Origin of the sequence: Streptomyces sp. NPDC057702 (assembly GCF_042799315.1) — a bacterium.
GTDB lineage: Bacteria > Actinomycetota > Actinomycetes > Streptomycetales > Streptomycetaceae > Streptomyces.
Map to the genome: position 1 here is coordinate 69,365 of NZ_JBHVJC010000010.1, position 26,462 is coordinate 95,826.

At 72.5% G+C, this 26,462-nt stretch carries 23 protein-coding genes; 16 read left to right on the forward strand and 7 right to left on the reverse strand.

The genetic code is table 11. The annotated features are described in order from the left end of the window. Nucleotides 1-27 precede the first annotated feature (27 nt). The 3 genes from dapA to hpaD are packed head-to-tail and all read left to right on the forward strand — an operon-like array spanning nt 28 to nt 3,522. Nucleotides 28-948 (forward strand): 4-hydroxy-tetrahydrodipicolinate synthase, encoded by a 921-nt coding sequence (dapA, locus tag ACFVFR_RS09515; protein WP_383699194.1) that lies wholly within the window; start codon nt 28-30, stop codon nt 946-948. 31 nt (nt 949-979) lie between these two features. Further along, a complete protein-coding gene (hpaE, locus tag ACFVFR_RS09520) occupies nt 980-2,476 on the forward strand; it encodes a 5-carboxymethyl-2-hydroxymuconate semialdehyde dehydrogenase (RefSeq protein WP_383699196.1) in 1,497 nt (498 codons plus the stop codon). A 20-nt stretch (nt 2,477-2,496) separates the two neighbouring features. Further along, nucleotides 2,497-3,522, forward strand: coding sequence for a 3,4-dihydroxyphenylacetate 2,3-dioxygenase (hpaD, locus tag ACFVFR_RS09525; protein WP_383699198.1), 1,026 nt, complete (start codon nt 2,497-2,499; stop codon nt 3,520-3,522). 506 nt (nt 3,523-4,028) lie between these two features. On the opposite strand, the gene ACFVFR_RS09530 is transcribed toward hpaD, so the two are convergent. From ACFVFR_RS09530 to ACFVFR_RS09545, 4 genes are all read right to left on the reverse strand, one after another. Then, nucleotides 4,029-5,273: a multidrug effflux MFS transporter gene (locus ACFVFR_RS09530; protein WP_383699200.1), complete on the reverse strand. Its 1,245-nt coding sequence runs from the start codon at nt 5,271-5,273 to the stop codon at nt 4,029-4,031. Nucleotides 5,274-5,302: 29 nt separating this feature from the next. Beyond that, nucleotides 5,303-6,307 carry an alpha/beta hydrolase gene (locus tag ACFVFR_RS09535; protein ID WP_383699202.1) on the reverse strand — a complete coding sequence of 335 codons (1,005 nt, stop codon included), beginning with the start codon at nt 6,305-6,307 and terminating at the stop codon, nt 5,303-5,305. 136 nt (nt 6,308-6,443) lie between these two features. Then, nucleotides 6,444-7,406 carry an aldo/keto reductase gene (locus ACFVFR_RS09540; protein ID WP_383699204.1) on the reverse strand — a complete coding sequence of 321 codons (963 nt, stop codon included), beginning with the start codon at nt 7,404-7,406 and terminating at the stop codon, nt 6,444-6,446. A 102-nt stretch (nt 7,407-7,508) separates the two neighbouring features. After that, nucleotides 7,509-8,618: a zinc-binding dehydrogenase gene (locus ACFVFR_RS09545; protein ID WP_383699206.1), complete on the reverse strand. Its 1,110-nt coding sequence runs from the start codon at nt 8,616-8,618 to the stop codon at nt 7,509-7,511. Nucleotides 8,619-8,717: 99 nt separating this feature from the next. Between ACFVFR_RS09545 and ACFVFR_RS09550 the strand changes: the two genes are divergently transcribed. Continuing rightward, entirely contained in the window at nt 8,718-10,115 is a 1,398-nt protein-coding gene (locus ACFVFR_RS09550) for an amidohydrolase (RefSeq protein WP_383699209.1), read from the forward strand. A gap of 88 nt (nt 10,116-10,203) precedes the next feature. On the opposite strand, the gene ACFVFR_RS09555 is transcribed toward ACFVFR_RS09550, so the two are convergent. Beyond that, entirely contained in the window at nt 10,204-10,944 is a 741-nt protein-coding gene (locus ACFVFR_RS09555; protein WP_383699211.1) for an SDR family NAD(P)-dependent oxidoreductase, read from the reverse strand. 91 nt (nt 10,945-11,035) lie between these two features. Between ACFVFR_RS09555 and ACFVFR_RS09560 the strand changes: the two genes are divergently transcribed. From ACFVFR_RS09560 to ACFVFR_RS09600, 9 genes are all read left to right on the forward strand, one after another. Next, complete coding sequence (locus ACFVFR_RS09560; protein WP_383699213.1) at nt 11,036-12,004, forward strand: aldo/keto reductase; 969 nt, start codon at nt 11,036-11,038, stop codon at nt 12,002-12,004. A gap of 67 nt (nt 12,005-12,071) precedes the next feature. Continuing rightward, a complete protein-coding gene (locus ACFVFR_RS09565; RefSeq protein WP_383699215.1) occupies nt 12,072-13,070 on the forward strand; it encodes a methyltransferase in 999 nt (332 codons plus the stop codon). A gap of 258 nt (nt 13,071-13,328) precedes the next feature. Continuing rightward, nucleotides 13,329-14,840 carry an ABC transporter substrate-binding protein gene (locus ACFVFR_RS09570; RefSeq protein WP_383699217.1) on the forward strand — a complete coding sequence of 504 codons (1,512 nt, stop codon included), beginning with the start codon at nt 13,329-13,331 and terminating at the stop codon, nt 14,838-14,840. Between the two features lie 62 nt (nt 14,841-14,902). After that, entirely contained in the window at nt 14,903-15,844 is a 942-nt protein-coding gene (locus tag ACFVFR_RS09575; protein WP_383699219.1) for an ABC transporter permease, read from the forward strand. Then, nucleotides 15,841-17,634 carry a dipeptide/oligopeptide/nickel ABC transporter permease/ATP-binding protein gene (locus ACFVFR_RS09580; RefSeq protein WP_383699221.1) on the forward strand — a complete coding sequence of 598 codons (1,794 nt, stop codon included), beginning with the start codon at nt 15,841-15,843 and terminating at the stop codon, nt 17,632-17,634. The genes ACFVFR_RS09575 and ACFVFR_RS09580 overlap by 4 nt, the downstream gene beginning before the upstream one ends. Beyond that, nucleotides 17,631-18,485: an ATP-binding cassette domain-containing protein gene (locus tag ACFVFR_RS09585; RefSeq protein ID WP_383699223.1), complete on the forward strand. Its 855-nt coding sequence runs from the start codon at nt 17,631-17,633 to the stop codon at nt 18,483-18,485. The genes ACFVFR_RS09580 and ACFVFR_RS09585 overlap by 4 nt, the downstream gene beginning before the upstream one ends. Nucleotides 18,486-18,493: 8 nt before the next feature. Then, nucleotides 18,494-19,084: a TetR/AcrR family transcriptional regulator gene (locus ACFVFR_RS09590; RefSeq protein ID WP_383699225.1), complete on the forward strand. Its 591-nt coding sequence runs from the start codon at nt 18,494-18,496 to the stop codon at nt 19,082-19,084. 56 nt (nt 19,085-19,140) lie between these two features. Then, nucleotides 19,141-20,589, forward strand: a complete 1,449-nt coding sequence (locus ACFVFR_RS09595) for an aldehyde dehydrogenase family protein (RefSeq protein WP_383699227.1) — start codon at nt 19,141-19,143, stop codon at nt 20,587-20,589. 32 nt (nt 20,590-20,621) lie between these two features. Continuing rightward, nucleotides 20,622-21,005: a nuclear transport factor 2 family protein gene (locus ACFVFR_RS09600; RefSeq protein WP_383699229.1), complete on the forward strand. Its 384-nt coding sequence runs from the start codon at nt 20,622-20,624 to the stop codon at nt 21,003-21,005. Between the two features lie 143 nt (nt 21,006-21,148). Here the strand turns inward: ACFVFR_RS09600 and ACFVFR_RS09605 are convergent, their stop codons facing one another. Continuing rightward, nucleotides 21,149-22,447, reverse strand: a complete 1,299-nt coding sequence (locus tag ACFVFR_RS09605) for a cytochrome P450 (protein ID WP_383699231.1) — start codon at nt 22,445-22,447, stop codon at nt 21,149-21,151. 20 nt (nt 22,448-22,467) lie between these two features. After that, on the reverse strand, nt 22,468-23,823 hold the full coding sequence (locus tag ACFVFR_RS09610; RefSeq protein WP_383699233.1) for a glutamine synthetase family protein: 1,356 nt from the start codon (nt 23,821-23,823) through the stop codon (nt 22,468-22,470). 275 nt (nt 23,824-24,098) lie between these two features. Here ACFVFR_RS09610 and ACFVFR_RS09615 point away from each other — a divergent pair, with 275 nt between their 5' ends. Genes ACFVFR_RS09615 through ACFVFR_RS09625 form a run of 3 tightly spaced genes read left to right on the forward strand, consistent with a single transcriptional unit; the run spans nt 24,099 to nt 26,440 of the window. Then, on the forward strand, nt 24,099-24,383 hold the full coding sequence (locus tag ACFVFR_RS09615) for a ferredoxin (protein ID WP_383699235.1): 285 nt from the start codon (nt 24,099-24,101) through the stop codon (nt 24,381-24,383). A gap of 3 nt (nt 24,384-24,386) precedes the next feature. After that, nucleotides 24,387-25,637 carry an NAD(P)/FAD-dependent oxidoreductase gene (locus tag ACFVFR_RS09620; RefSeq protein WP_383699237.1) on the forward strand — a complete coding sequence of 417 codons (1,251 nt, stop codon included), beginning with the start codon at nt 24,387-24,389 and terminating at the stop codon, nt 25,635-25,637. Further along, nucleotides 25,634-26,440, forward strand: coding sequence for an acetoacetate decarboxylase family protein (locus ACFVFR_RS09625; protein ID WP_383699239.1), 807 nt, complete (start codon nt 25,634-25,636; stop codon nt 26,438-26,440). The genes ACFVFR_RS09620 and ACFVFR_RS09625 overlap by 4 nt, the downstream gene beginning before the upstream one ends. Nucleotides 26,441-26,462: the final 22 nt, after the last annotated feature.

Consider the following 26,462-nt stretch of genomic DNA (forward strand, 5'->3'; position numbering starts at 1 on the left):
CGTCCCCACCCACCCACGGAGCCACCCATGAAGTTCCGCACCGACCCCGCCACCATCCGCGGGTCCATCGCCCCCGTCGTCACCCCCTTCACCGCCGACGGCGCGGTCGACCACGACAGCCTGCGCGGCCTGATCAACTGGCAGCTGGAGTCCGGCTCGCACGGCATCTCGCTGGGCGGCTCGACCGGCGAGCCCTCCGCGCAGTCCGTCAGCGAGCGCGTGGCGGCCATGCGCACCGCGGCGGACGCCATCGAGGACCGGGTGCCCTTCCTGCCCGGCACCGGCTCGCACAAGCTGGACGAGACGCTGGAGATCACCGCCGCGGCCCGCGAGCTGGGCGCCGACGCCGCCCTGGTCATCACCCCGTACTACGCGCGCCCCACCCAGGAGGCGCTGTACCAGTGGTACGCCACGGTGGCCCGCGAGTTCCCCGACCTGCCGCTGGTCGCCTACAACGTGCCCTCGCGCACCGCCGTGGACATCGCGCCGGAGACGGTGCGCCGGCTGTTCACCGACTTCGACAACTTCGTCGGCGTCAAGGAGACCACCAAGGACTTCGAGCACTTCTCGCGTGTCCTGCACGCCTGCGGCCGCGAGCTGCTGGTGTGGTCGGGCATCGAGCTGCTGTGCCTGCCGCTGCTGGCCCTGGGCGGGGCCGGCTTCGTCTCGGCGGTCTCCAACCTGGCGCCGACCGCCGTGGCCCGCATGTACGAGCTGTGGGAGGCCGGTGACTTCGACGCCGCGCGCGAGCTGCACTACCGGCTGCACCCGCTGGTGGACCTGCTGTTCGTCGAGACCAACCCGGCGCCGGCCAAGTGGGTCCTGGAGCAGCAGGGCCGGATCGCCTCCGGTCACGTGCGCCCGCCGCTCACCGGGCCCACCGAGGACGGCCTGGCCCGTATCCGCGCCCTGCTCGCCGAGGGCGGCGACCTCACCCAGCAGATCTGACCCCCACACCGGCACAACGGGAAGAGACACCATGTCCACGAACCTGACCGCGGGCCGCCCGGCCGACCTGCCCGCCACGATCCGCCACTGGATCGGCGGCGAGCTCCTCGACAGCGCCGACGGCCGCACCTTCCCCGTCAGCGACCCCGTCTCCAACGCCCCCTACGCCACCGCGGCGGCCGGCGACACCGCCGACGTGGAGCGCGCCGTCGACGCCGCCGCGCACGCCTTCCCCGCCTGGTCCAAGCTGGCCAACCGGGCCCGGGCCCGCATCCTGAACGGCATCGCCGACGCGATCGAGGCCCGCGAGGAGCGGCTGGCCACCTTCGAGACCTTCGACTCGGGCCTGCCGATCACCCAGGCCCGGGGCCAGGCCCGGCGGGCGGCCGAGAACTTCCGCTACTTCGCCGATGTCATCGTCTCCCTGGGCGAGGAGGCGTTCCGGGTCGGCGACGAGCAGATCAACTACGTCGTGCGCAGCCCCATCGGCGTCGCGGGCCTGATCACCCCCTGGAACACGCCGTTCATGCTGGAGAGCTGGAAGCTGGCCCCGGCGCTGGCCTCCGGCTGCACCCTGATCCTCAAGCCCGCCGAGTGGACCCCGCTCTCCGCCAGCCTGTGGCCGGAGATCCTGGACGAGGCCGGCGTGCCCAGCGGCGTGGTCAACATCGTGCACGGCATCGGGGAGGAGGCCGGCCAGGCCCTGGTGGACCACCCTCGGGTGCCGCTGATCTCCTTCACCGGCTCCACCGACACCGGCCGGCACATCGTCCGCAGCTCGGCCACCCACCTCAAGACGACCTCCATGGAGCTGGGCGGCAAGTCCCCGGTCGTGCTCTTCGCCGACGCCGACCTGGAAGCCGCGCTGGACTCGGTCGTCTTCGGCGTCTTCTCGCTGAACGGGGAGCGCTGCACCGCCGGCTCCCGCGTCCTGGTGGAGCGCCCGGTCTACGAGGAGTTCACCCGCCGCCTGGCCGAGCGCGCCGAGCGCGTGCGCGTCGGGCTGCCCGCCGATCCGACCACCGAGGTCGGCGCCCTGGTCCACGCGGAGCACTACGCGCGCGTCCTGGACTACGTCGAGATCGGCCAACGGGAGGCCAAGCTGGTGGCCGGCGGCGCCCGCCCCGCGCACCTGGCGGAGGGCAACTACCTCCAGCCCACCGTCTTCGCCGACGTCCCCCGCGACGCCCGCATCTTCCAGGAGGAGATCTTCGGGCCCGTGGTGGCCGTGGCGCCCTTCGACGACGAGGCCGAGGCCATCGAGCTGGCGAACGCCACCGAGTACGGGCTCGCCGCCTACGTGTGGACCTCCGACCTCAAGCGCGGCCACCGCATCGCGCACGCCGTCGAGTCCGGCATGGTCTGGATCAACTCCCACAACGTCCGTGACCTGCGGACTCCCTTCGGCGGGGTCAAGTCCTCGGGCCTGGGCCGCGAGGGCGGTGCGCATAGTATCGATTTCTACACCGAGTCGAAGATTGTCCATGTCATGCTCGGTCAGCCCCACACCCCCCGCTTCGGCGCGTGACCGGCAAGGAGTCGCATCCCATGACCACACCTCCTGACGTCGTCCGCTCCGCCTACGCCCAGCTCGTGGTCACCGACCTGGCCAAGGCGCGCTGGTTCTGGGCCGACATGCTGGGCTTCCACATCCAGTACGAGGACGACACGCTGCTGTGCCTGCGCGGCACCGACGAGCTCACCCACCACTCCCTGGTGCTGCGCGCGGGCGAGACCCCGGCCCTGGACCACCTCGCCTACCGGGTGCGTACCAGCGAGGACGTCGACCGTGCCGAGGAGTACTTCCGGGCGCTGGGCCGGCCCGTACGCCGCGTGCCCAAGGGCGCCGGCACCCCCGGGGTCGGCGAGGCCGTCCGCGTCATCGACCCGCTCGGCTTCCCCGTGGAGTTCTTCCACGACATCGAGCGCGCCGAGCGCCACATCCAGCGCTACGACCTGCGCCGGGGCGCCGAGATAGCCCGCCTGGACCACTTCAACATCTGCACCCCCGACATCCCCGCCGCCTACGCCCACTACCAGGCGCTCGGCTTCGGCTGCTCGGAGACCATCGAGGGGGACGAGCACGAGCTGTACGCGGCGTGGATGTACCGCAAGCAGACCGTCCACGACGTCGCCTTCACCGGCGGCGCGGGTCCGCGCCTGCACCACGTGGGCGTGGCCACGCACGAGTCGCACCAGGTGCTGCGCACCGCCGACCTCTTCGGCTCGCTGCGCAAGGAGCACCACATCGAGCGGGGCCCGGGCCGGCACGGCGTCTCCAACGCCTTCTACCTCTACCTGCGCGACCCCGACGGCCACCGGGTGGAGATCTACACCTCCGACTACTACACCGGCGACCCGGACCACGAGACCTACCGGTGGAACGTCCGCGACGACCGCCGCCGGGACTTCTGGGGCAACGCGGTGATCGAGTCCTGGTACAAGGAGGCGTCCCCGGTGCTCGACCTCGACGGCCGCCCGCTGCCCGTCACCGAGGCCGCCTTGGACGAGTCCGCGGTCCAGGTCGGCGCCGACGGCCTGGGCATCGTCGAACCGGGCCAGCGCGACGGGTGACCCACCCCGGGTGACGGCTCCGACCGCCACCCGGGCGCACCCGCACCCGGGCCGCCCCGAGCTGTCCCCCAGCGCACCCACGAGCCGCCGCCGGCACCCCTGCCGGCGGCGGCTCGCCGCGTCCGCCCCCGACCGGCCCACGAGGCGAGCCCGTCGCGTAAGGCCGCCGCACGCGGCGCGCCCGTCGTAGGAGATCGCATCGCGCGAGGCCGCTCCACGCGAGCCCGCCGCGGGCGGCCGCGCCAGGCGGAAGCCACCTCACGAGGGCTGACGGGGCTCCCGCTCGCGTGCGGAACGCCCACCCCCGGGCGCCCCCGCGCCCGCGGCGCCCGGCCCCGGCTCCTGGGCTCGTGGCGGCCCCGCCCCCGGCGCTCTCCGTCCGGCGCCCCCTCCGTCCGGCGACCCGCCGGCGCCCCCGTGGCCGTCCCGGCCCACGGCACGGCCACGGGCCCGTACCGAGGCCCCCGGGTGGGGGAGCGGCCGGTACAGGCCCGTGGCGGAGTCGTTCAGCGCAGGGTGTCGTGGGGCGCCCCGGCCCCGTCGACGTGGGGCCGCCCGACGGGTGCGGCACCCGGTGCCGCGCGCAGCCGGGGGCGTACGGTGGTCCACACCAGTACGCAGGCGACCACGAGCGCCACCGCCATGGTCAGCGCCATGGTCACCTGGCCCGTGCCACCGAGCGCGACCAGCGGTGCGATGACGGGGCCGACGGCGAAGCTCGACATGCCGAGCAGGGCCGCCGCCGTCCCGGCGCGCTCGCCGTGGCCGGAGAGGGCCAGCGTCGAGCTGTTCGGGCTGATCACGCCGTAGCAGAACAGCACCAGCGCCAGGGCGATCAGCAGCGGTGTCAGGCCGAGGCCGGCGACGGCCGCCGCGAGCAGACCCAGCGCGGCGATCGCGGTGGCCGTCGTCCCCACGACGTACATCCGCGCCGGGCCGGCCCCGCGCACCACGGCCCGGTTGGACAGCGACCCGAACACCGCGACGATCGCGTTCATCGCGAAGACGGCGCCGAACGCCTGCGGGCTGAGGTGGAAGCCGTCCTGGAGGACGAAGCTGATGGACGCCAGATAGGTGAAGAACGCCGTGCCGGTGCACGCGCCCACCAGCAGGTAGCAGACGAACAGGCGGTCGCGCAGCACCACGTGGAACCGTCGCCCCGTCTCGGCGAACCCGCCCGCGTGCCGTAGGCCGGCGGGCAGCGTCTCGGGCAGCAGCGTGGCACAGACGACCAACAGGGCGGCGCCGATGCCGGCGAGGACGACGAACAGCCCCCGCCAGTCGAGGACGGCGGCCAGCTGTCCGCCGATGACCGGCGCCAGGATGGGGGCGAGCGCCCCGACCAGGCCCAGCAGGCTGAGCAGCCGGGCCAGTTCGGCGCCGGTGGCGATGTCCCGGGCGGCGGCGAGCGCGATGACGATGCCCGCCGACCCGGCGACACCCTGGAGGAAGCGCAGCACGAGCAGCGTCTCGATGGTGGGCGCGAACGCGCACAGCAGCGAGAGGACCGTGAACAGCGCCACGCCCCACAGCAACGGCCGCCGCCGCCCCAGCCGGTCGCTGAGCGGGCCCGCCACCAACTGGCCGAGCGCCAGCCCCAGCATGCACACCGACATGGACGCCTGGGCCAGGCTGTCGCTGGTGTGCAGGTCCCTGGCCAGGTGGGGCAAGAGCGGCATGGACAGGTCCATGGACAGCGGCCCGAACACCTCCAGGGAGCCCAGTACGAACGCGGCGCGGCGCGCGCTCATCACGCGCGCGCCGCCCGCCGCCACCGTCGTCACGGGCCCTGGCCGTCGATGTCGAGCACCCGCCGCAGCCACGACTCCCGGGCGGCCACGGCGGCCCGGGAGACCTCGGCCTGGGGCGAGAAGCCCGTGAAGCCGTGGTAGGCGCCGGACCACACGTGCAGTTCGGCCTGGCCGCCGCTGGCCCAGATGCCACTGGCGTACGCGATGGCCTCGTCCCGGAAGACCTCGGCCGCGCCGACCGTGACGCACGCGGGCGGCAGCCCGGACAGGTCGGTGGCGCGGGCGGGCGCCACGTAGGGCGAGACGGCGTCGGTGCCGCGCGCGGCACCGAGCACCGCGTTCCAGGCGGTGTCGTTGTTGTTGCGGTCCCACAGGCCGATGCCGTCGTACTGGTGACTGGAGACCGACTCGTTGCGGTCGTCCAGCATCGGGCAGTCCAGGATCTGCCCGGCCAGCGCGGGCCCGCCCCGGTCGCGGGCCAGCAAGGCGACGGCGGCGCTGAGACCGCCGCCCGCGCTCGCGCCGCTGACCACGACGCGGTCCGGGTCGACGCCCAGCCGGGCGGCGTTCTCGGCGAACCAGACCAGCCCCGCGTAGCAGTCCTCGACGCCGGCCGGCGCCGGGTGTTCGGGCGCCAACCGGTACTCGACGCTGGCGGCGACGACGCCGAACCGCGCCACCTCCTCGGCCAGGCCGGCGATGCCGAAGAACCGGTTGCCCAGGATCATGCCGCCGCCGTGGATGGCGTAGATCCCGGGCCGGCCGCGCCGCCCGGACGCGCCGCCGGGCGGGGCGTCGCGAGGCCGCAGCACGGTCAGCTCCACTGGCGGCGCGCCGGCCAGGCCGGGGACGCTGACGTGTTCGAAGTCCACCGGATGGTCGCCGATCGCCTCTTCGAGGGGCGGCACGATGGTGGCGAAGTGGGCGCGGTTGGCCAGGATCGTCTCGGCCCGCAGCGGGATGCCCTCGATGAGCTCGCGGCAGGCGGCGAGTTCGGGTTCGAGTCGCGGGTCGTAGGGCACGGGGCGCGGCACGGCGCTCACCACCGGCCGGCCGGGCGCGGGCACGCGGTGCGCGCCGCGCCGTGCGGGCGGGTTCGGGCGGGCGTGGCGCCTGGGCCCGGCCCGGCGGGTGTCGGCCGGCCCGGGGCGTGGGGTGTGGTCGTCACGGTCACGGGCCCTCCGGGTCGACGATGCCCCGGTCCACCCAGAACGGCTCGACCAGGGAGCGCAGTTCGGCGGCGCCCACTCGCTCCAGCAGGTCCAGGGCCTCGATGTTCTGCTGGACCTGTGCCAGCCGGCTGGCGCCGACCAGCGTCGTGACGTTGGCCGGGTGACTGAGTGTGAAGGCGATCGCGAGCTGGGCGGGCGTGGTGGCCAGCTTCTCGGCGAGTTCGGTGATCCCGGGCACGGTGGCCACGATGGCCTCCCGTACCGACCCCGGGTCGCGGCCGATCTCCCGGGTGGGCGCGATCCGGCCGGCCAGGATGCCGCCTTCCAGCACGTCGGAGGACTGCATGCTCAGCCCGCTGGCGAACAGCTCGGCGAACGGCTCCCCGTCGGGGATCGAGCGCCGCGCCAGGCTGTACTTGAGCTGCGCGATCTGCGGGCCGGGCACCCCCCGCTCGGCGGCGATGCGGCGCAGGGCGTGGATGTTGGCGGCCGACCAGTTGTTGACGCCCCAGGCCCGGATCAGCCCGGCCTCGGTGAGGGCGGCCAGGTCGCCGACCAGGTCTTCCAGGCGTACGTCGTCGCGCCGCAGGTCGCCGAGGATGACCAGGTCCGCGTGGTCGAGCCCGGTGCGCAGGAACGCGTTGTCCAGTTGCGGGCGGAAGCCCCGCGCGTCGAAGCCCTCGATCCACAGCTTCACCGAGGCCAGATAGCTCTCCCGGGCCACGCCCGTCGCGCGCATGATCGCGCCCCACAGCACGTCGGTGAAGACGGGCGGCTTGCCGGGCAGGCCGTAGACGCCCACGTCGAAGAGATTGATGCCCCGGTCGAGCGCGTAGCGGACCATGGCCACGGCGTCGGCGAAGTCCATCCGGTCGAAGGTGTGCCACGAGCCGAGGGAGAGCACCGAGGTCTGGAGTTCGCTGGTGCCGACGCGGCGCCGGGGGAGCGGGGTGGAAGTCACGTGTCGTTCCTTGTCTGTGGGAGACCCTGGTCCGCGCACGGCCCCGGGCCCCGGACGCGGCCGGGGCGGGGCGGGGCGGGCGGCTCGGGCGATACGGGCGGCTCAGGCGATGCGGGGGTCGATGACGGCCTTGATCTCCTCGTGTCGGCTCATCGCGGCGATGCGCGCGGAGGCTTCCGAGAGCCCGACGGGCGTGCCGAACAGCCGGTCCCAGGGCATGCGGTCCGGGAAGGAGGTGAAGAACCTGATCGCCTCGTGGTAGTCGGCGATGTCGCCGTTCAGGGAGCCGACGACGGTCAGCTCCTTGCCCATCAGGGCGCCCAGCGCCAGCGGTTCGGAGACCGGCCCGGTGCTGCCCACGACGGCGATACGGCCGCGCTGGGCGGCCATCTCGACGGCCTCGCGTCCCACGGAGGGCGCGCCGGCGAAGTCGAGTACCAGGTCGGCGCCGTGGCCGCCGGTGAGCTCCAACACCCGGGCGACGGTGGCCTGCGAGCCCTCGGCGATGTCCACCGTGGCGTGCGCGCCGAACGCCTGGGCCAGGTCCAGCCGGACCCGGGGCGCGCCCACGGTGATCACCGTGCCCGCGCCGGCCAGGTGGGCGACCGCGGTGGCGAAGAGGCCGAGCGCTCCCGAACCCTGCACGACCACACGGGAGTTGGGGCGTACGCCGCCGACCCGGTCGAAGGCCCGCAGCACGGTCTTGGCCGCGCAGCCGGCCATCGCGGCCCAGGTGTCGGGGATCTCGTCGGGCAGCAGGAGCTTGGCGGCGTTCGGGACGACGTACGCGTACTCGCTCAGGCCCGCCGTGGCGTACGGGTGCACGTCCGCGCGCTGCCGGAAACCGTAGCCACGGTCGGAGCAGGCGACCGGTTCGCGCAGTACCGCGCAGCCGTGGCAGGCGCCGCACGTCGACTCGGACCAGCCGATGCGATCACCGGCGGACAGCTCGCGGCCCAGCGCGTCCCGGGTGCCCTCGCCGACGGCGACGATCTCGCCGACCATCTCGTGGCCGAGCACCATCGGCAGCATGCCGGGAAAGGTCATCTTGCCCGACCAGATCTCGATGTCGGTGCCACACAGCGTGGTGCGGGTGATGCGGACCAGGGCGGCGCCGGGCTCGATCGTCGCCGGCAGCGGCAGGTCGGTGAGGTCTAGCGCGGCGCCGTGTGCGCTCAGGACGGCGGCGCGGGTCGAGGAGGGGAGGTCCATCGAAGCTCCTTCGGATCGAGCGGTAACGGGGCTCGACGATGCGTTAGTCTACGGACGTTGACTCAAATGTCGAGACCCTGAGAGCAACGAGGAGCACCCGTGCGCACAGCCGACGGCGACGCCCGCAATGCATCGGCCGACCTGATCCTGCGAGGCGGTGTGATCCACTCCCTGTCCCCGGGCTGCCAGGGGGCGACCGCGATCGCGCTGCGCGGCGGTACCGTCGCCCGCATCGGTGACGACCGCGAGGTCACGGCGCTGGCCGGCGCCTCGACCAAGGTCGTCGACCTCGCCGGACGGGCCGTCCTGCCGGGCATCAACGACGCCCATCTGCACGCCACCTGGCTCGGCGCGATGTGGCCCCACACGCTCTTCGGCGACCAGGTCGCCCCCGGGCCCGCGCCGGAGCGCCCGCTGCTGGATGCCGCGCAGCGTCGCCGCGCGATCCTGCGCGCCGGAGAGCTGGCCGCGTCACTGGGCATCACCAGCTACACCGAGCCGGGCCTGGGTCCCGGTGAGGACCACGGCGCGACCGGCGCCTTCGGCACCTCGGTCGCCGAGCAGTACCGCGCACTGGCCGCCGAGAAGCTGCTGCGGGCCCGGGTCACGGTGCTGTGGCTCTTCGGCGAGCTGGACGGGCCGAGCGACCTGGACAGCTTCCTGACCGGCCTGGCCGCCACCAACAGCGCGACCAGCGACCCGCGCTGGCTCCGCTTCGCCGGGGTGAAGATATTCGCCGACGGCATCCCGCCGATGCGCTCGGCCTACACCCACCACTGCTACGCCGACGGCGCCAGCGCGTCCCTGCTGGTCGCGGGCGCGGACGACGCCGAGCGCGAGGCCAACCTGGCCCGCATGATCATCGCCGCGCACCGCGCGGGCCACCAGGTGGGGGTGCACGCCACCGGTGACCGCTCCATCGACGTCACACTGGACGCGATCGAACGCGCCCGGGCCGAGAACGACGTGGACCTGCGGCACTACGTCATCCACGGCGACCTGGTGACCCGGCCGCAGCTGCACCGCATGGCCGCGCTCGGGGTGGGGCTGGACACCCAGCCGGAGATCGCGGTGCGCACCCGCCCGCTGGTGGACGACGCCCTGGGCCCGGGTTCGGCGGAGGCCGCCTGGCCGTTGCAGGCGGCCCTGGACGAGACCGTCCCGCTGTGCCTGACCTCGGACGCGCCCGTGCTCTCGCCGGACTGGCGCCGACAGATCGCGGCGGCCGACGCGTGGATGGGCCCCACGGCCGACCCGCGCCGGCGGATGGGGCGCCTGCTGCGCTGCTACACGGTCGAGCCCGCCCACCAGGACCACGCCACCGCGTGGAAGGGGACGCTGGCCCCGGGCATGGTCGCCGACCTGTGTGTACTGGAGGCCGACCCGCTGACGGTGACCCCCGCCGAACTGCCGGAGGTGGCCGTCGAACTCACCGTGGTGGACGGGGAGATCGTCTACGAGCGCGACGCGCGCGTCGCGGTCCCGGAGACGGTCTGACCCGGCGGGCGGTGTCGTGCGGACGCGCGAGCGGGGGCTCTGGCCTGGACCGACGGTCGAGGCCAGAGCCCCCGCTCGCGCCCCGGGTCTAGGTGAGGAGCTGGCCGCCGTCCACCGGAAGGCTGGTGCCGGTGATGTGGGTGGCGGCGGGGCCGGCCAGGAAGACGGCCGTCGCGGCGACCTCCTCCACCGAGGCGAACTTGCGCAGCGGGATGCGGTCCTCCCAGGCCAGCCGCTGGGGCGAGCCCTCCGGCATGCCCGCGGCGAGCATCTCGGTGAGGACCGGGCCCGGCGCCACCGCGTTGACGCGGATGCCGTGCGCGGCCAGTTCGATGGCGGCCCAGCGGGTGAGCGCGTCCACGGCCGCCTTGCTGCTCTCGTAGCCGCCCATGCCCGGCGTGGGCTGCCGGCCGCCGATCGAGGAGATGTTGACGATCGTGCCGGCCAGCTTGGCGTCCACCATGCGGCGCGCCACGTGCTGGGTCACCAGGAACGTGCCCACCACGTTGGTACGCAGGATGGTGTCCAGATCGCCGCCGGGCAACTCCAGCAGTGCGCCGTGCACGGTGAGCAGGCCGGCGTTGTTCACCAGGACCTCGACGGGCCCGAACTCGCCCTGGATCGCGTCGAGTTCGGCGGCTATCGCGCTCTCGTCGGTGATGTCCAGGGTCCGGCCGTGGACACCGAGGGCCCGGGCCGTGTCCTGGACGCGCTGGGCGTCCCGGTCGGCGATCACCACGGTGTCGCCCTCGGCGGCGAACGCCGTGGCCACGGCGCGGCCGATCCCGCCGGCTCCGCCGGTGACCAGGACGGTGCGTGTGCGCTGCATTGTGACTCCCCTCGCGCCACGACCCCTGTCGCGGCGTCGGCGGTATAGTATACAAGTGTAGACGAAAAAGCCGAGGCTTCCGGGAGGAGCTTTGAGCACTACACAGTCCGTGCCCCGCCGTCGGTTGGGGCCCGGTGGTCCCGACGTACCGGTGCTGTCACTGGGGTCCTGGAACACCTGGGACCGGATGGAATTCGATGACGCGGTCGCGTTGATCGCCCGAGCCGCCGAGCTCGACTGCGCCTTCTTCGACGTCGCGCACTACAACATGGGCCCGCACGCGGAGAACGCCCGCACCGACCTGATCTTCGGCCGCGCCGTACGGGAGGCCGGACTCGCCCGCTCCGACTGGCAGTTCTGCGGCAAGCTCTGGCTCTGGGACTACCCGGCCACCGGGTTCACCCAGCAGATGGAGACCTCGCTGGAGCGCGTCGGGGTCGAGCGGGCCGAGACGGTGGTGCTCGGCGACTACCTGGGCGACCTCGACGTCGAGCGCGTGGTCACCGACGTCGCCGAGCAGATCGCGGCCGGCCGGTTCGCCACCTGGGGGGTGAACAACTGGCGGTACGCGGACCTGCGGGCGGCCCTGGACATCGCCCGCGAGCGCGGACTGACGCCGCCTACCTTCGCCCAGCTCAAGTACGGACTGGTGCGCAGGTCGATGGCCGAGGGCCGCTACTACGCGCCCCTGTTCGCCTCCGGGGAGCTCGTCCTCCAGGCGTCCGACGTCTTCGAGGGCGGCATCCTGGTCGGCAACCTCCGCCCCGAACGCAAGATCGGCGCGGACGTCGGCGGCATCCGGGAGCGTATCGCCGCCTCCTACGACCAGGTGCGGAAGGTGGCCGAGGGGTTCGACGCCTCGCCGGCCCAGCTCGGTATCGCCTTCTGCCTGGCCAACCCCGCCGTCGCGAACGTCCTGGTCGGCGTCTCGCGACAGGCCCAGCTCGAGGACAACGTCGGCGCCCTGGCCCTGCTCGACCGGGTGGGGCCCGAGGCGCTGCGCGAGGCGGTGGCCGAGCTCTGGCTCGATCGGGACGTCGCCGCCGACGGCACCTGGTGAAGCGGGCCGCCCCCGGGCCCGCGCGTACGCGCACAACCGTCGTAGGACCACACTTCAGGAGGACACCATGACCGCACCCAGCACGCCCGCCACGCCCGCCACGCCCGAGCGCATCGTGGACATCGCGATCGGTTACATGGGCGCCAAGCAGCTCTTCGCCGCCGCGCGCGTCGGCCTCTTCCGCGCCCTGGCCGAGGGGGAGCGGGACGTGGCCGCCCTGGCCGAGGCGACCGGGGTCAGCGAGCGCATGGCGCGCATACTGGCCGACGCCATGAACGGGCTGGGGCTGCTGGAGCGCGCCGAGGGCCGCTACCGGCTGGCGCCGGACGCCGCCGCCCACCTGACCGGCGAGGGCGACCTCGACCTGCACCCGTTCCTGGCCTTCCTGAACGAGATCAGCTACGGCCACTGGCTCCAGTTCGACACCACCGTCGACACCACCAAGCCCGGCGACCTGGGTATGGACGAGGAGCGGTGGAAGGCGTTCATGGCCGGCGTCATGCGCTACAACGCGCTGCACGCCGCCATGCTGGCCCGCTCCTTCGACTTCGGTCCCTACCGCGACCTGCTCGACCTCGGCGGGCTGTCCCCGGCCTTCGCCATCGGCGCCCTCCAGGCCAACCCCGAACTGTCGGCGCGCTTCGTCTTCGACCCGGCCTCCTCGGAGTCGATCGCCGAGGCGCTGGCCGCCGCGGGCCTGAGCGAGCGGGCCCGTATCGACGCGGCACCCACGGACGAGGCCAACCCGGGCGGCGACCACGATCTGGTCATGGTCAACCACGTCATCCACCGCTTCACGGCCGAGCAGAACCGCGCCATCCTGGCCAACGCACGAGCCGCCGCGCGGACCGGGGCGACGCTGTTGCTGCTGGACTTCCTGCTGGACGACGACGACCGCCAGCGCCCGATCGACGCCCTGCACGCGGGGGAGTACCTGGTCATCGACGGTACGGTCGTCTACCCGGAGTCCGAGGTCGTGGCCTGGCTGGCGGCGGCCGGCTGGCGTCGGACCGAGGTGCTGGCGCTGCCCGGAAGCCCGCGCGTCATCGTCGCCGAGGCCGTCTGAGAACCCCGTTTTCGGGCCCCTCGGGCCCTGGCCGAACAGTGGCCCCGCCCCCGCCGATTTGGCTGTGGCGGGGCCATTGCCTTTTTTGCCGACGTCCGTAGACTAACGGCCACGACACGTGAGATGGCGGGCAAGGGAACTCTTCCACGCACCCGCCCCCCGTCTTTGGGCCGAGCAATGCGATGGCGAAGAGGACCAGCGAATTCCTCTCCCGGCTCGAGCTGGCATCAGCGCCCCTCTTACTCGAGAGAAGATTCCATGCAGAGGATCTGGAGAGCCACACTTGTCGCGGTCATCGCCCTCGCGCTGGCCGCCTGTACCAACGCCGGTGCCAACTCCGGCAGCGGCTCCGTGGACAAGATCAAGATCGGGACCCTCCTCGACGTCACGTCCTGGGACCCGGCACAGGCCGACATCGGCTTCGACGGCCCCTACCTCTCAGCCGTCTACGACCCCCTGGTCGCCCTGGACAAGAACTCGCGCCCCATCCCCGCGCTCGCCACGTCCTGGACGTACTCCCCGGATCGCCGCACGCTCACCATGCGACTGCGCTCCGGAGTCAAGTTCACCGACGGACAGACCTTCGACGCCGCCGCGGCGGTGCGCAACCTCCAACACCTCAAGGCCGGCGTCCGCTCCGGCCAGACCTACGCGAACGTCACCGGCTTCCGCGAGGTGGACCCGACCACCATCGCCATCCACCTGCGGAAAAAAGACGACGCACTCCTCTACTCCATGGGCCTGGGGCGTAGTTGGATGGCCTCACCCGCAGCGATCAAGGCCAAGTCGCTCAGCCTCCAACCCACCGGCTCCGGCCCCTACGCCTACGAGCCGGGCAAGTCAACCCCCGGGTCACAGTACGTCTTCAGCAGGAAGAACGCGCACTGGGACCGCACGACCTATCCGTTCAGCGGCGTGAGCGTCTACCCGATCGCCGATCCGACCGCCAGCTTCAACGCCATGCTCTCGGGCCAGCTCGACGTCGCGTACGCCAACGCGGCCGACAAGCCGCACGCCAAGCGCAACGGCTGGAACATCGCGTCCAAGGTCGCCACCTGGGTGGGTATCCAGTACACCGACCGTACGGGCAAGCAGCTCAAGCCACTGGGTGACGTGCGCGTGCGGCAGGCCATCAACCACGCCTTCGACGGCGCGGCCATCCTGAAGTCGGTGGGACAGGGTGCCGGAGTGGCGACCAACCAGGTCTTCCCCGCCGGTGACCCCGCGTACGACGCCTCGCTCAACGACACCTACGCCTTCGACATGGACAAGGCCAAGCAGCTCATGGCCGACGCCGGCTACGCCGACGGCTTCCGGGTGACCCTGCCGATGTCGTCGATCTTCCAGGCCTGGCAACCGGCCGTCCAGCAGATTCTCGGCCAGCTCGGGATCAAGGTGTCCTGGAAGAACCTCTCGCCAGCCGACTACCAGAAGAACGCCGCGACCTACCCGATGTTCATCGCCGTCGTGGCCCTGGACTCCAACTCCGCGGCCTCGGTCGACGGCCGGATCGCCTCCCGTCAGTGGTTCAACCCCAACCCCTCGACGGAGGCGTTCCCCGAGCTCCACAAGCTGCTCGGCGAGATCGGCACCACCACCGGCGACAAGCAACTCGCCCAGATCCGCAAGCTCAACGCGGCCGTCACCCAACAGGCCTGGCAGGACGTCTGGTACCAGGCGGACAACACCTACTTCAGCAAGAAGGGCATCACGGTCACCCCGATCACCGGGATGATGTTCCCGACCCTGCGGTTCCTTCAGCGCGGCTAGTTCCCGTTTCGGCGGTGGTGGCCCGCGGTACGGGTGACCACCGCCCCCAGAGGGGTCTTCACATGATCAGATTCACGCTTCGGCGCCTGTTGTCAGGAGCCGTACTCCTGGTGGTCGTCACGTCCGCCTCGTTCTTCCTGGCACACCTGGCCATCGGCGATCCCACCGCCGGCCTGCTCGGCGACAGCGCCACCCCCGCCCAGCGGGCGGCCCTGCGCGAGCAGCTCGGCCTGGACCGGCCACTGATGACACAGTTCTGGGACTGGCTCTCGCACGCGGTACGCGGTGACTTCGGGACCTCCTGGCGCAACTTCCAACCCGTCTCCGACCAGATCAGCCTGCGCGTCCCGGTCACCCTCTCGATCGTGGTGGCCGCCACCGTGCTGGCCGCCGTCGTCGGGCTCGTGGTGGGGGTGGCCACCGGACTGCGGCCCGGCGGCGTCCTGGCCCGCGTCCTCAAGGTCGCCTCGGTGATCCTGTTCGCCCTGCCCGGCTTCTGGGTCAGCCTCATGCTCGTCATGGCCTTCGCCATCAAGCTCCAGTGGTTCCCCGCCGTCGGTTACGTCCCCTTCTCGCACTCCGGCACCGAGTGGCTGCGCTCCATCACCCTGCCGGCCATCGCCCTGGCACTGGGCGCGATCGTCATGATCGCCGAACAGCTGCGCAACGGCTTCCTGGAAGTGGGCAACCAGGACTTCGTCCGCACCCTGCGGGCCCGTGGTCTCTCCGCCCGGCGCGTGACCGTGCACGTGCTGCGCAACGCCTCGCCCGCCGCGCTCACCGTGCTCGCGGTGATGTTCGTGGGGTTGCTCGGCGGCGCCATCGTCGTCGAGATCATCTTCAACCTGCCGGGCATCGGCAGCCTCACCCAGTCGGCCTCCCAGATCGGCGACATCCCGGTCCTGCTCGGACTGACCGTCGTGACCGTCGTCTTCGTCGTCGTCGTCAACTTCCTGCTCGACCTCGTGCTCGGGTGGGTCAACCCGAAGGTGCGCGAGAAATGAGCGATGCCGCATCCGCCGTCGAGCCCACCCCCGCCCAGGCCAAGCAGCCGCTCTGGGCCCGCTACCTGCGCCGCCCGGTGGGCGTCACCGCACTGGCGGTCTTCCTCCTGGTGGTCCTCGCGGGGCTGTTCGCCCCGCTGCTCGCCCCGCACGACCCCAACTTCGTCGACTTCGCCCTCACCCAGACCACACCCGACTCCGGACACTGGATGGGCGGTGACTCGGCCGGCCGGGACATCCTCAGCCGCCTGCTGTTCGGCGCGCGCACCACGCTGTACGGCGCGGCCGTGGCCTGCCTGACGGGCATCGTGCTCGGCGTCCCCGCCGGCGTGGCGGCCGGCTACTTCGGCGGCCTGACCGACCGGGTCTTCTCCTGGATCAGCGACGGCGTGCAGTCCGTACCCGGCATGATCGTCCTGCTCATCGTCGCCGCCGGCACCGGCGCCAACTTCACGGTCCTGATGATCACCGTGGGTGCCTTCATGGCCCCCGGCTACTACCGCATCTCCCGCTCCAAGGCCCAGGCCGTCCGCAAGGAGCCCTACATCGACGCCGCGCGGGTCGCGGGCCTGACCCACGTCAAGATCCTGCACGCCCACGTGCTGCGGGCCGTCCACGCGCCGGTGATCATCCAGTCCGCGCTGACCGCCGGCGTCGCGATGGGCATGCAGACCGGCCTCCAGTTCCTCGGCATCGGCACCGCGTCGGAGGCCAACTGGGGCCAGATGATGAACGACGGCTTCCGCACGATGCTGACCCACCCGCTCATCCTGCTGTGGCCCTCGGCGGCCCTGGGCATCACCATCGCCGCCCTCGCCTTCATGGGCTCCACCCTCGCCGACCTGGTCAGCGTCCGGGCTGAGCCCGCGCCCCGACGTCGGCGCGGCACCGAGCCCACGCCCCAGGGGGCCATCGCCAAGACCGGCGAGCTGGTCCACCCCGTGCAGGCCAGCGCGCTGCGCGTGGACAACCTGCGCGTCAGCTACCGCACCGCGCACGGCGACAAGCAGGTCGTGCGCGGGGTCTGCCTGGACGTGGCCCCCGGCGAGGTGCTCGGCATCGTCGGCGAGTCCGGCTCGGGCAAGTCGCAGACCGTCTTCTCCGCCCTGGACCTGCTCCCGCCGGACGGCCAGGCACACGCGGACGGCATCTGGCTCGGCGGCCAACCGGTCGGCGACCTGTCCCGCGCCGCGCGCCACGCGCTGCTCGGCACCCAGATCGGTTACGTCCCCCAGGAGCCCATGAGCAACCTGGACCCCTGCTACACCGTCGGTCACCAGCTCGTCGAGCCGCTGCGCGCGGTGCACAAGCTGTCCAAGGTCGCGGCGCGCGAGAAGGCCCGCGCGATGCTGCTGCGGGTGGGCATCACCGACCCCGACCGCGTCATGGCCTCCCATCCGCACCAGATCTCCGGCGGCATGGCCCAGCGCGTCCTGATCGCCGGCGCCGTCGCGGGCAACCCCAGCCTGCTGGTCGCCGACGAACCCACCACGGCCCTGGACGTCACCGTGCAGGCCGAGGTGCTGGAGCTGCTGCGCGAACTCCAGCGGGAGTTCCGGATGGCCCTGGTCATCGTCACCCACAACTTCGGCGTGGTCGCGGACATCTGTGACCGGGTCGCGGTCATGAAGGACGGCCGGGTCATCGAGACCGGCTCGGTCGACCAGATCTTCGCCCACCCCACCGACCCGTACACCGCGGAACTCATCCGCGCCTCGCAGGACGACACCGAAAGCCGCGCCGAGCTCGACGCGGCCTGGAGCACGGCCGGACGGACGGTGCACTCATGAACACGGACACCCGCGAAGCCACCCCCCTGCTGGACGTGGCGGACCTGGTCGTGGACTACCGGCGGGGGCGCGACACCTTCCGCGCGCTCAAGGGCGTCTCGATGACCATCGCGCCCGGCGAGTGCGTGGGGCTGGTCGGCGAGAGCGGATCGGGCAAGTCCACCCTCGGCAAGGCCATCCTCGGCCTCACCGACGTCACCTCGGGCCGCATCACCTTCGACGGCAGTGACATCACTCACGCCAAGGGGGCCGCCCGCCGCGGCCTGGCCGCCGACCTCCAGGTCGTCTTCCAGGACCCCTACGGCTCGCTCGACCCCACCCTGACGGTCGGTCAGATCCTGGCCGAACCCCTCACGGCCGCCGGCGCCAGCCGGACCGAGGCACGGTCGGCGGTGGCCGACATGCTCGACCACGTACGGCTGCCCGCCGACACGGTGACCCGCTACCCCAGCGAGTTCTCCGGCGGCCAGCGTCAACGCATCGCCATCGCGAGAGCGTTGGTACGCCGCCCACGCCTGATCGTCTGCGACGAACCGGTCAGCGCGCTCGACCTGACCACCCAGGCGGCGGTCATCGACCTGTTCATCGACATCCAGCGCGAGACCGGCGTCTCCTACCTGTTCGTCTCGCACGACCTGGGCGTGGTGCGTCGCATCTGCCACCGCGTCTCGGTGATGTACCAGGGAGAGTGCGTCGAGACCGGGCCGAACGAGACGATCACCCGCAACCCCGGACACCCCTACACCCAGCGCCTGCTGCTGGCCTCCCCGGTCGCCGACCCGGCCCGACAGGCCGAGCGCCGGCGGAGCTGGCTCGGGCTACGTACGCCGACCAGATCGCCAGTACCGTAGGGACAACTATGCCGAAGATTATCGACCACGATCAGCGACGGCGAGAGATCGTCGCCGTCGCGAAGAAGCTCATCATCCAGGGCGGCTTCGAAGCCGCGACCATGAGGAGCATCGTCGCCGAAGCGGGCTTCGCCAACGGCGCGCTGAAGCGGTACTTCCCCAGCAAGGACAGCATCGTGGCCGCCACCTTCCAGAGCGTACTCGCGGAGATGAACGAGCGGATCGACGAGGGCGACCCCGCGCTCGACCCCCGGGAGGCGCTGCGGCACGACATCGAGGTGACGCTGCCGCTGGACAAGTACCGCATCGACTCCGCCCGCGTACTGCTCTCCCTGTGGGAGCACTCGGTGGCCAACGAGGAGCTCGCCACGCTCTACCGCGAGCACCTCCAGGAGTGGCGCCGCCGGCTCGCCGCGCGGATCGCCGCCGCGCGCGGCCGGGGCGAGCCCGCCGACGCGCCGGCCGTGGTGGAGCTCGCGGGGGAGGTCATCAGCATGTCGATCGGGGCCAACGTCACCTCCCTGATGTTCCCCAGCGGCGCGCTGATCCCCGAGCACCGCGCCCATGTCGACCGGCTGATGCGCAACATCACCGACTGAACCCGTCCCGCGGGCACGTCTGCGAGACGGGACGAAGGCCAAGAAAGGGACCCTGTATGGACGTGCGAGGCCGGCTTCTGATCGCGGGCCACTGGACGCCCGCCGCCAGTGGCGCCGAGTTCACCACCTTCGACCCCGCCTCCGGGCAAGCCCTGGGCACCTGCGCCTCGGCCGGGCAGGCCGACGTGGACGCCGCCGTGGAGGCCGCCCGCGCGGCCCTGACCGAGCCCGCGTGGGCCGGGATCGCGGCGGCCGAGCGGGCCAGGCTGCTGTGGCGCCTGGCCGACCTGATCGAGCGCGACGCCACGGAACTCGCCGAGCTGGAGACCCGTGACCAGGGACAACCCCTGGAGGTGGCCCGTACCGTCAGTGTCGCGGGGGCCGCCGAGCACTTCCGCTACTACGCCGGCTGGGTCACCAAGATCGAGGGCACGGTCAGCCCGGTCTCCTTCCCCGACACCCTGCACTTCACCCGCCGCGAGCCGGTGGGGGTGTGCGCGCTCATCACGCCCTGGAACTTCCCGCTGATGATCGCGTCCTGGAAGATGGCGCCCGCGCTGGCCTGCGGGAACACCATCATCGTCAAGCCGGCCGAGCAGACCCCGCTGACCACCCTGCACCTGGCGCGGCTCTGCGCGGAGGCCGGCTTCCCGCCGGGGGTGGTCAACGTCCTCACCGGCGGGCCCGAGACCGGCCGGGCCCTGGTGGAGCACGCCGGAGTGGACAAGGTCTCCTTCACCGGCTCCACCGAGGTGGGCCAGAGCATCGTCCGGGCCTCCGCCGACGACCTGAAGCGGGTCACCCTGGAACTGGGCGGCAAGGCCCCCAGCATCATCGCCAGGGACGCCGACATCGACGCCGCCGTGCGGGGCAACGCCCAGGGGGCGCTGCTCAACAGCGGACAGGTCTGCGCGGCCTACGCGCGCTTCTACGTGGACCGCCGCCGGGCCGAGGAGTTCACCGAGAAGCTCGCGGCGGCGGTCGCCGCGCTACGCCTGGGCCCCGGCCTGGCCCCCGAGACCCAACTCGGTCCGCTGGTCAGCCAGGAGCACGTGGGACGGGTGGAGGCGATGGTCAAGGAGGGCCTGTCCGAGGGCGCCGAACTGGTCACCGGCGGCGCGCGCGCCGACGGGCCCCTGGTGGCGGGCAACTTCTACCAGCCCACCGTCCTCGCCGGCGTACGCGACGAGATGACCATCGCCCGCCAGGAGGTCTTCGGTCCCGTCCTGCCCGTCCTGACCTACGACGACGAGGACGAGCTGGCCGCGCGGGCCAACGACACCCGCTACGGCCTGGCCGCCGCGATCTGGACCCGGGACCTGTCCACCGCCCACCGGATGGCGGCGGACGTCCGCGCGGGCGCGGTGTTCGTCAACATGCCGCCGATACCCGATCCCGCCGCGCCCTGGGGCGGGTTCGGGGCCAGCGGCTGGGGCCGCGAGATGGGCGCCCAGGCGCTGGACGTGTTCACCGAGACCAAGGGCGTGTGGATGCACCACGGGTGATCCGTCCGCCGACCGAAAGAGGAGAAAGCCAGATGAGTGAGCGCAAGGCCACCCACGACGCCGTCCGCGCGGCCGTGGAAGCCTATGTGACGGCGGTCAGCGCCGCTGACCCCAAGGCCGTGCGGGCGGCGTTCGGCCCGGACGCGCACATGTGGGGCTACCTGGGCCCAGAGTTCGTCTCCGCGCCCATCGAGGCGTTCTGCGAGGTCGTGGCGGCCGACACGGACGCCCACACCTGGAGCCGCGACTACAGCTACGCCATCCGCGCGGTGGAGGTCAGCGGCGACGTGGCGGTCGCGGTGCTCGACGAGTACGGCTACCAGGGCCACGACTTCACCAACCACTTCTCGCTGGTGCGCCGGGACGGCGCGTGGTCGATCGCCAGCAAGACGTTCTTCCGCCGGGACGGGGACTAACCGGCGGCGGCCCGCGCGCCGGGCCCCGCCGCACCCGGCGGCGGGGCCCGGGCCCAGGACCGACCCACCCCCGACGCGTACGCCTGTGGCCCCCGTGGACCGGATCGGTCCACGGGGGCCACAGCTCGGTGTGAGGCTCCCGCTCAGGCGCGCGTGACCTGGACGGGCAGGCGCTTGACGCCGTTGACGAAGTTGGACCGCACCCGGGGCACGTCACCCACCAGGCGGATGTCCGCGAGGCGCGGAACCAGCTCCTCGAACAGGATGCGGATCTCGGTACGCGCCAACAGGTTGCCCAGACACAGGTGCGGGCCGCCCTTGCCGAAGGTGAGGTGGTCGTTGTCCCGGCGGGCGACGTCGAAGGCGTACGGGTCGGGGAAGACCTCCTCGTCGCGGTTGCCCGAGGCGAACCACATGACGACCTTCTCGCCCGCCCTGATCCGCTTGCCGCCCAGCTCGGTGTCGCGGGTGGCGGTGCGGCGGAAGTGGTAGACGGGCGAGGCCCAGCGGAGGAACTCCTCGACCGCGCCGGGGATGAGCGAGGGGTCCTCGCGGAGCCGGGCGAGCTGCTCGGGGTGCTGGAGCAGGGCCAGCATCGCGTGGCTGATGGTGTGTCGGGTGGTCTCGTTGCCCGCGACGACCAGCAGCAGGAAGTAGTTGTCGAAGTCCCGCTCGGACAGCGGCACCCCGTCCCGTGGCGTCTCGTTGACCAGTCGCGAGACGAGGTCGGTGCCCTGCCCGCCGCGCCGCTGGCGGGCCAGCTCGCGCCCGTAGGCGAAGACCTCCAACGAGGCGGGGGAGCGGAACGGCAGGTCCCGGTAGCGCTCGCTCTCCTGGCTGTGCAGCAGGACGTCGGCGTAGTCGGGGTCGGTGTGGCCGATGATGCGGTTGCCCCAGTCGATGAGCCGCTGGTTGTCCTCGGGCGGCACGTCCAGCAGGCGGGCCAGCACGTTGATGGGGAAGTCGGCGGAGACCTCCTTGACGAAGTCGAAGGTGCCCCGGGCCAGGGCCGCCTCCACGGTGGTGGCCGTCAGGCCGCGCAGGAAGTCGGCGTAGCCGTTGATCACGCGCGCGCCGAACTGGCGCTGGAGCAGGGTGCGCAGGGCCCGGTGACGTACGCCGTCCAGCTCCAGGAGGGAGGCGCGCCGTGCGATCTGGTCGTCGTCGACCTCCTCCAGGTTGACGAACCGGGTGGAGGTGAACGTCTCGGGGTCACGGTCCACGCGGGCGATGTCGGCGTGCCGGGTCACCGCCCAGAAGCCGGAGTTCGGCGCGTCCTCAGGCTGCCAGTGGACGGGGTCCTGGTGGCGCAGGGTGTGGAACATCCGCCAGGGTGTGACGCCGTCGGTGAAGTGGTCCAGGTCGGTGAGGTTCACCTCCTCCAGGGGCAGGGGTTCGCGCGCGGCGTCGGCCGTGGGGTGCTGGTTCGGTACGCGGGTCATGGCGGGGCGCCTCCTTCGCGTCACAGGTGGTAGGCGTACTCGGTGAACTCCCAGTCGGTGACGTGCCGGTGGAAGCGGGCGACCTCGTCGCGCTTGTAGGCCAGGTAGGACGCGCTGAAGTCCTTGCCGAGCAGCTCGGTCAGGGCGGTGTCGGCCTCCAGCGCGTCGAGCGCGGCCGGCAGGGTCATCGGCAGCACCTCGGCCCGCACGGCGTCGTAGCCGTAACCCTCCAGCGGCGCCGGCGGCTCCTCGCGGGCCAGGATGCCGAGCAGGGCGGCGGCGAGGGTCCCGGCCACGATCAGGTACGGGTTGGCGCTCGCGTCACCCAGCCGCAGTTCCAGTCGGGAGCCGGCGCCGCGCTCGGGTGGGACGCGCACCATGGCGCTGCGGTTGTCCAGGCCCCAGTCGATGAGCCAGGGGGCCAGGGTGTGGGGGCCGAAGCGCTTGTAGGAGTTGACCGTCGGGTTGGCCAGCGCGGTCAGCGCCGGGGCGTGGGTCAGGATGCCGGCCAGGGCGTGTCGCGCGGTGTCCGAGAGGCCGTAGGGCGCCGAGGGGTCCGCGAAGACGTTCCCACCCTCCTGGTCGACGCACGAGAGGTGCAGGTGGAAGCCGGAGCCACCCGCGTCGTTGAAGGGCTTGGCCATGAAGGTGGCCAGGCGCCCCTCCCTGCGGGCCAGTTCCTTGACCGCGGACTTGAAGCGGAAGGCCCGGTCGGCCGCCTCGGCGGCGTCGCCGTGGGTCAGGTTGATCTCGAACTGCGAGCCGTCGTACTCGTGGTTGCCGCCGCTGACACCGATGTTCAGGTCGCGCAGCAGGCGCAGGGTGCGCAGCAGGTGGTTGTCCGGGTCCGCGCGCAGACCCGCTGTGTAGACGACGCCGTCGGCGTCGCTGTAGCGCTCCCAGCCCTGGGGGTGTTCCGGGGCGGCCTCGCACAGGAAGTACTCCAGCTCCGGCCCCACCACCGGGCGCAGCCCGTGCTCGGCGCACCGCTCCAGGACGCCGCGCAGCAGGTCACGGGGGGACTCGGGGGCGGGCAGACCGGTGGCCGGGTCGGTGACGTAACCCAGACAGGTGGCGACTCCCGGCTCCCACGGCAGGGTGGTCAGGGTGTCCAGGTCGGGGGTGACACAGATGTCGGGCAACCCGGCGTCCAGGCCGCCGGCCACGTTGACCGTGTCGCCCTGCGGGCTGGTGTGGTAGACGGCGCGGCAGAAGGCCAGGCCGTGGTCACAGGCCGAGGGCAGGTGGTCCAGAAGGACGTCCCGGGCCCGTTCGGTGCCGATGAGGTCGGGATAGGTCACCCGGACCACGTCGATGCCTTCGGCGGCCAGTTGCTCCACGCGCCGGCGGACGGGCGGGGTGTCGGATGCGCTCACCGGTGGCTCCTCTAGGGAAAGGGGGCGCTTCCCCGGGTACGGGGGCGCCGGGGGCGAGGGGGAGGAAAGGGGGCGGCCTCACCCTGCGCTGCGCAGGGGGCCGCGGTGATGTGAGGTCAAACGGTAGGGAGCGGCGCGGGCTGTCGGCAAGGGGTTCGGCGCAGAAATTTATCCACCTGGATAGGTATTGACCGCGGGGTGGTCCCTTCCTATCTTGTTTGAAGCCAAACGAGTTGCGGTGGTGCCCGCCGTCCCTCTGGCCGGGGCCCGGCCCGTTGTGTGCCGGGCCCCTCTCTCCCTTCCGCTCCCCGCGTCCCGCGCCGTTCCCGCTCTCTCCGACGCCCCCACCGCACCCGTACAGGAGGCCGGCCATGAAGGTCGTCGTCGACATGAACACCTGCCAGGACCACGGCCAGTGCGTCTTCGCCGCGCCCGAGGTCTTCCACTTCGACGACACCGGGCACCTGGCCTACCTCGCCCACCCCGACGACGGCCTGAGCGAGGCGGTGGAGGAGGCGGCCGACGTCTGCCCGCTGCAGGCCATCCGCATCGAGGACTGAGCCGTGCGCGCCCCCGTCATCGTGGCCGGCGCCTCCCTGGCCGGCCTGCGCGCGGCCGAACAGCTCCGCGCCGCCGGCTGGGACGGGCCGATCACCCTCGTCGGAGCCGAGCCCCACCCGCCCTACCAGCGCCCTCCGCTGTCCAAGGAGTTCCTGGCCGGCACGGCGTCCGCCGACTCCCTCACCCTGCGCCCGCGCGCCAGTGTCGCCGACGTGACCTGGCGCCTGGGCACCCGGGTCGTACGGGCCGACCTGGAGCGCCGCACCGTCGAACTCGACGACGGCCACACCCTGCCCTACCGGGCGCTGGTCGCCGCCACCGGCACCCGCCCGCGCCGTCTGACCTGCCCCGGCCCGCTGGCCGGCCGACACACCGTGCGCACCCTCGCGGACGCCGCGCGGCTGCGTACGGCCCTGACCCGGCCGGGCGCGCGGGTGGTCGTGGTGGGTGCCGGATTCATCGGCTGCGAGGTCGCCGCCACCGCCCTCGCGCTCGGCGCCAGCACCGTCACCGTGCTCGACCCGCGCCCGCTGCCCCTGCTCGCGCCCCTGGGCGAACGGCTCGCCCGCGCCCTGCGCCGCCGCCACGAACGACGCGGTGTGCGCTTCGCCCTCGGCAGCCCGGTGGCCGCCTTCACGGGCCAAGGGAACGTGGCCGGCGTACGCCTGGCGGACGGCCGGGAACTGGCCGCCGACGTCGTCGTCGAGTCGGTGGGCTCGCTCCCCAACACCGAGTGGCTGGCCGGCAACGGGCTCGACCTGAGCGACGGTGTGCGCACCGACGCGCACCTGCGGGTGGGTGGACGCCCCGAGGTCGTCGCCATCGGCGATGTGGCCCGCTTCCCCAACCCCCGCTACGACGCCGTGCCCCGCCGCGTCGAGCACTGGTCGATCCCCGCCGACACCGCCAAGCACGCCGCCCGCGCGCTCACCGCCCACCTCACCGGAGCCGAAGCCGACCCGGCGCCGTTCGCGCCCCTGCCCACCTTCTGGAGCGACCAGCACGACCTGCGACTCCAGTCCTTCGGCGCCCCGGCGCTGGGCACCGGCGACGTCCGGATCCTGCACGGCGACCCCGACGCCGACGCCGAGGGCGACACCGTCGTCGGCTACCACCGCGACGGCCATCTCGTCGGCGTGGTCGCCCTCGGCGGCCGGGCGGCCCTGGCCGTCGCGGCCCGCCACCGCGCCGACCTGCTCCACCCGATCGCCCCGAACGCACAGCCCGCACAGCCCGCAAGGAGCCCCAGGTGACCCGTGTCCGTGGATACTTCCACCCCAAGACCGCGACGGGCAGCTCGTCGCTGATCCCCGCGCCCCCGTGGCACTACTCGGGCGACCTGCTCACGATCGAGTACCGCACGGACCCGGCCCGGGTGCGCGAACTGCTGCCCGCGCCGCTGGAGCTGGCCGAGGAGGACCCCGGCGCCGTCGCGTTGATCTGGGCCGACTGGCAGTCGTGCGCCGCCTCGCGCGAGGAACTGCTCGACCCGGTGCGCGCCCAGTACAAGGAGGCGTTCGCCGTCGTGCGCTGCCAGTACGCCGGGCACACTTATACCCGCTGCGTCTACATCTGGGTCGACAAGGACTTCGCCATCGCCCGTGGCCTGCACCAGGGTTACCCGAAGAAGCTCGGCTCCGTGCACCAGACCCGGCCGCACCCCTACGGTCCCGCGCCGCGCATCGAGGCCGGCGCCCGCTTCGGCGCCACCCTGGCCGCGGCCGACCGGCGACTGGCCCAGGCCGTGGTCACCCTGCGCGAACCCAGCCAGACCAACGGGTTCGTCAACGGCCACCCGATGGCCCACCACCGCTGGCTGCCCTCCATCGAGAAGGGCGGCGGCCTGGCCCTGGACGAACTGGTCGCCTCCGGCGCGGCCTCCTTCGAAGGCGGCCAGCCCTGGCGGGGCGAGGCCGACCTGGAGCTGTTCGAGGCGCCCACGGAGGAGCTGGCCCGCCTGGAGATCCACGAGCCGATCGCCGCGTACTACCGGCAGGTCGGCGTCGTCTGGGACGGCGGCCAGCTCCTCCAGTCGCACACCTCGGACGCCCAGTGACCGCACCGCATCGACCCTCAGG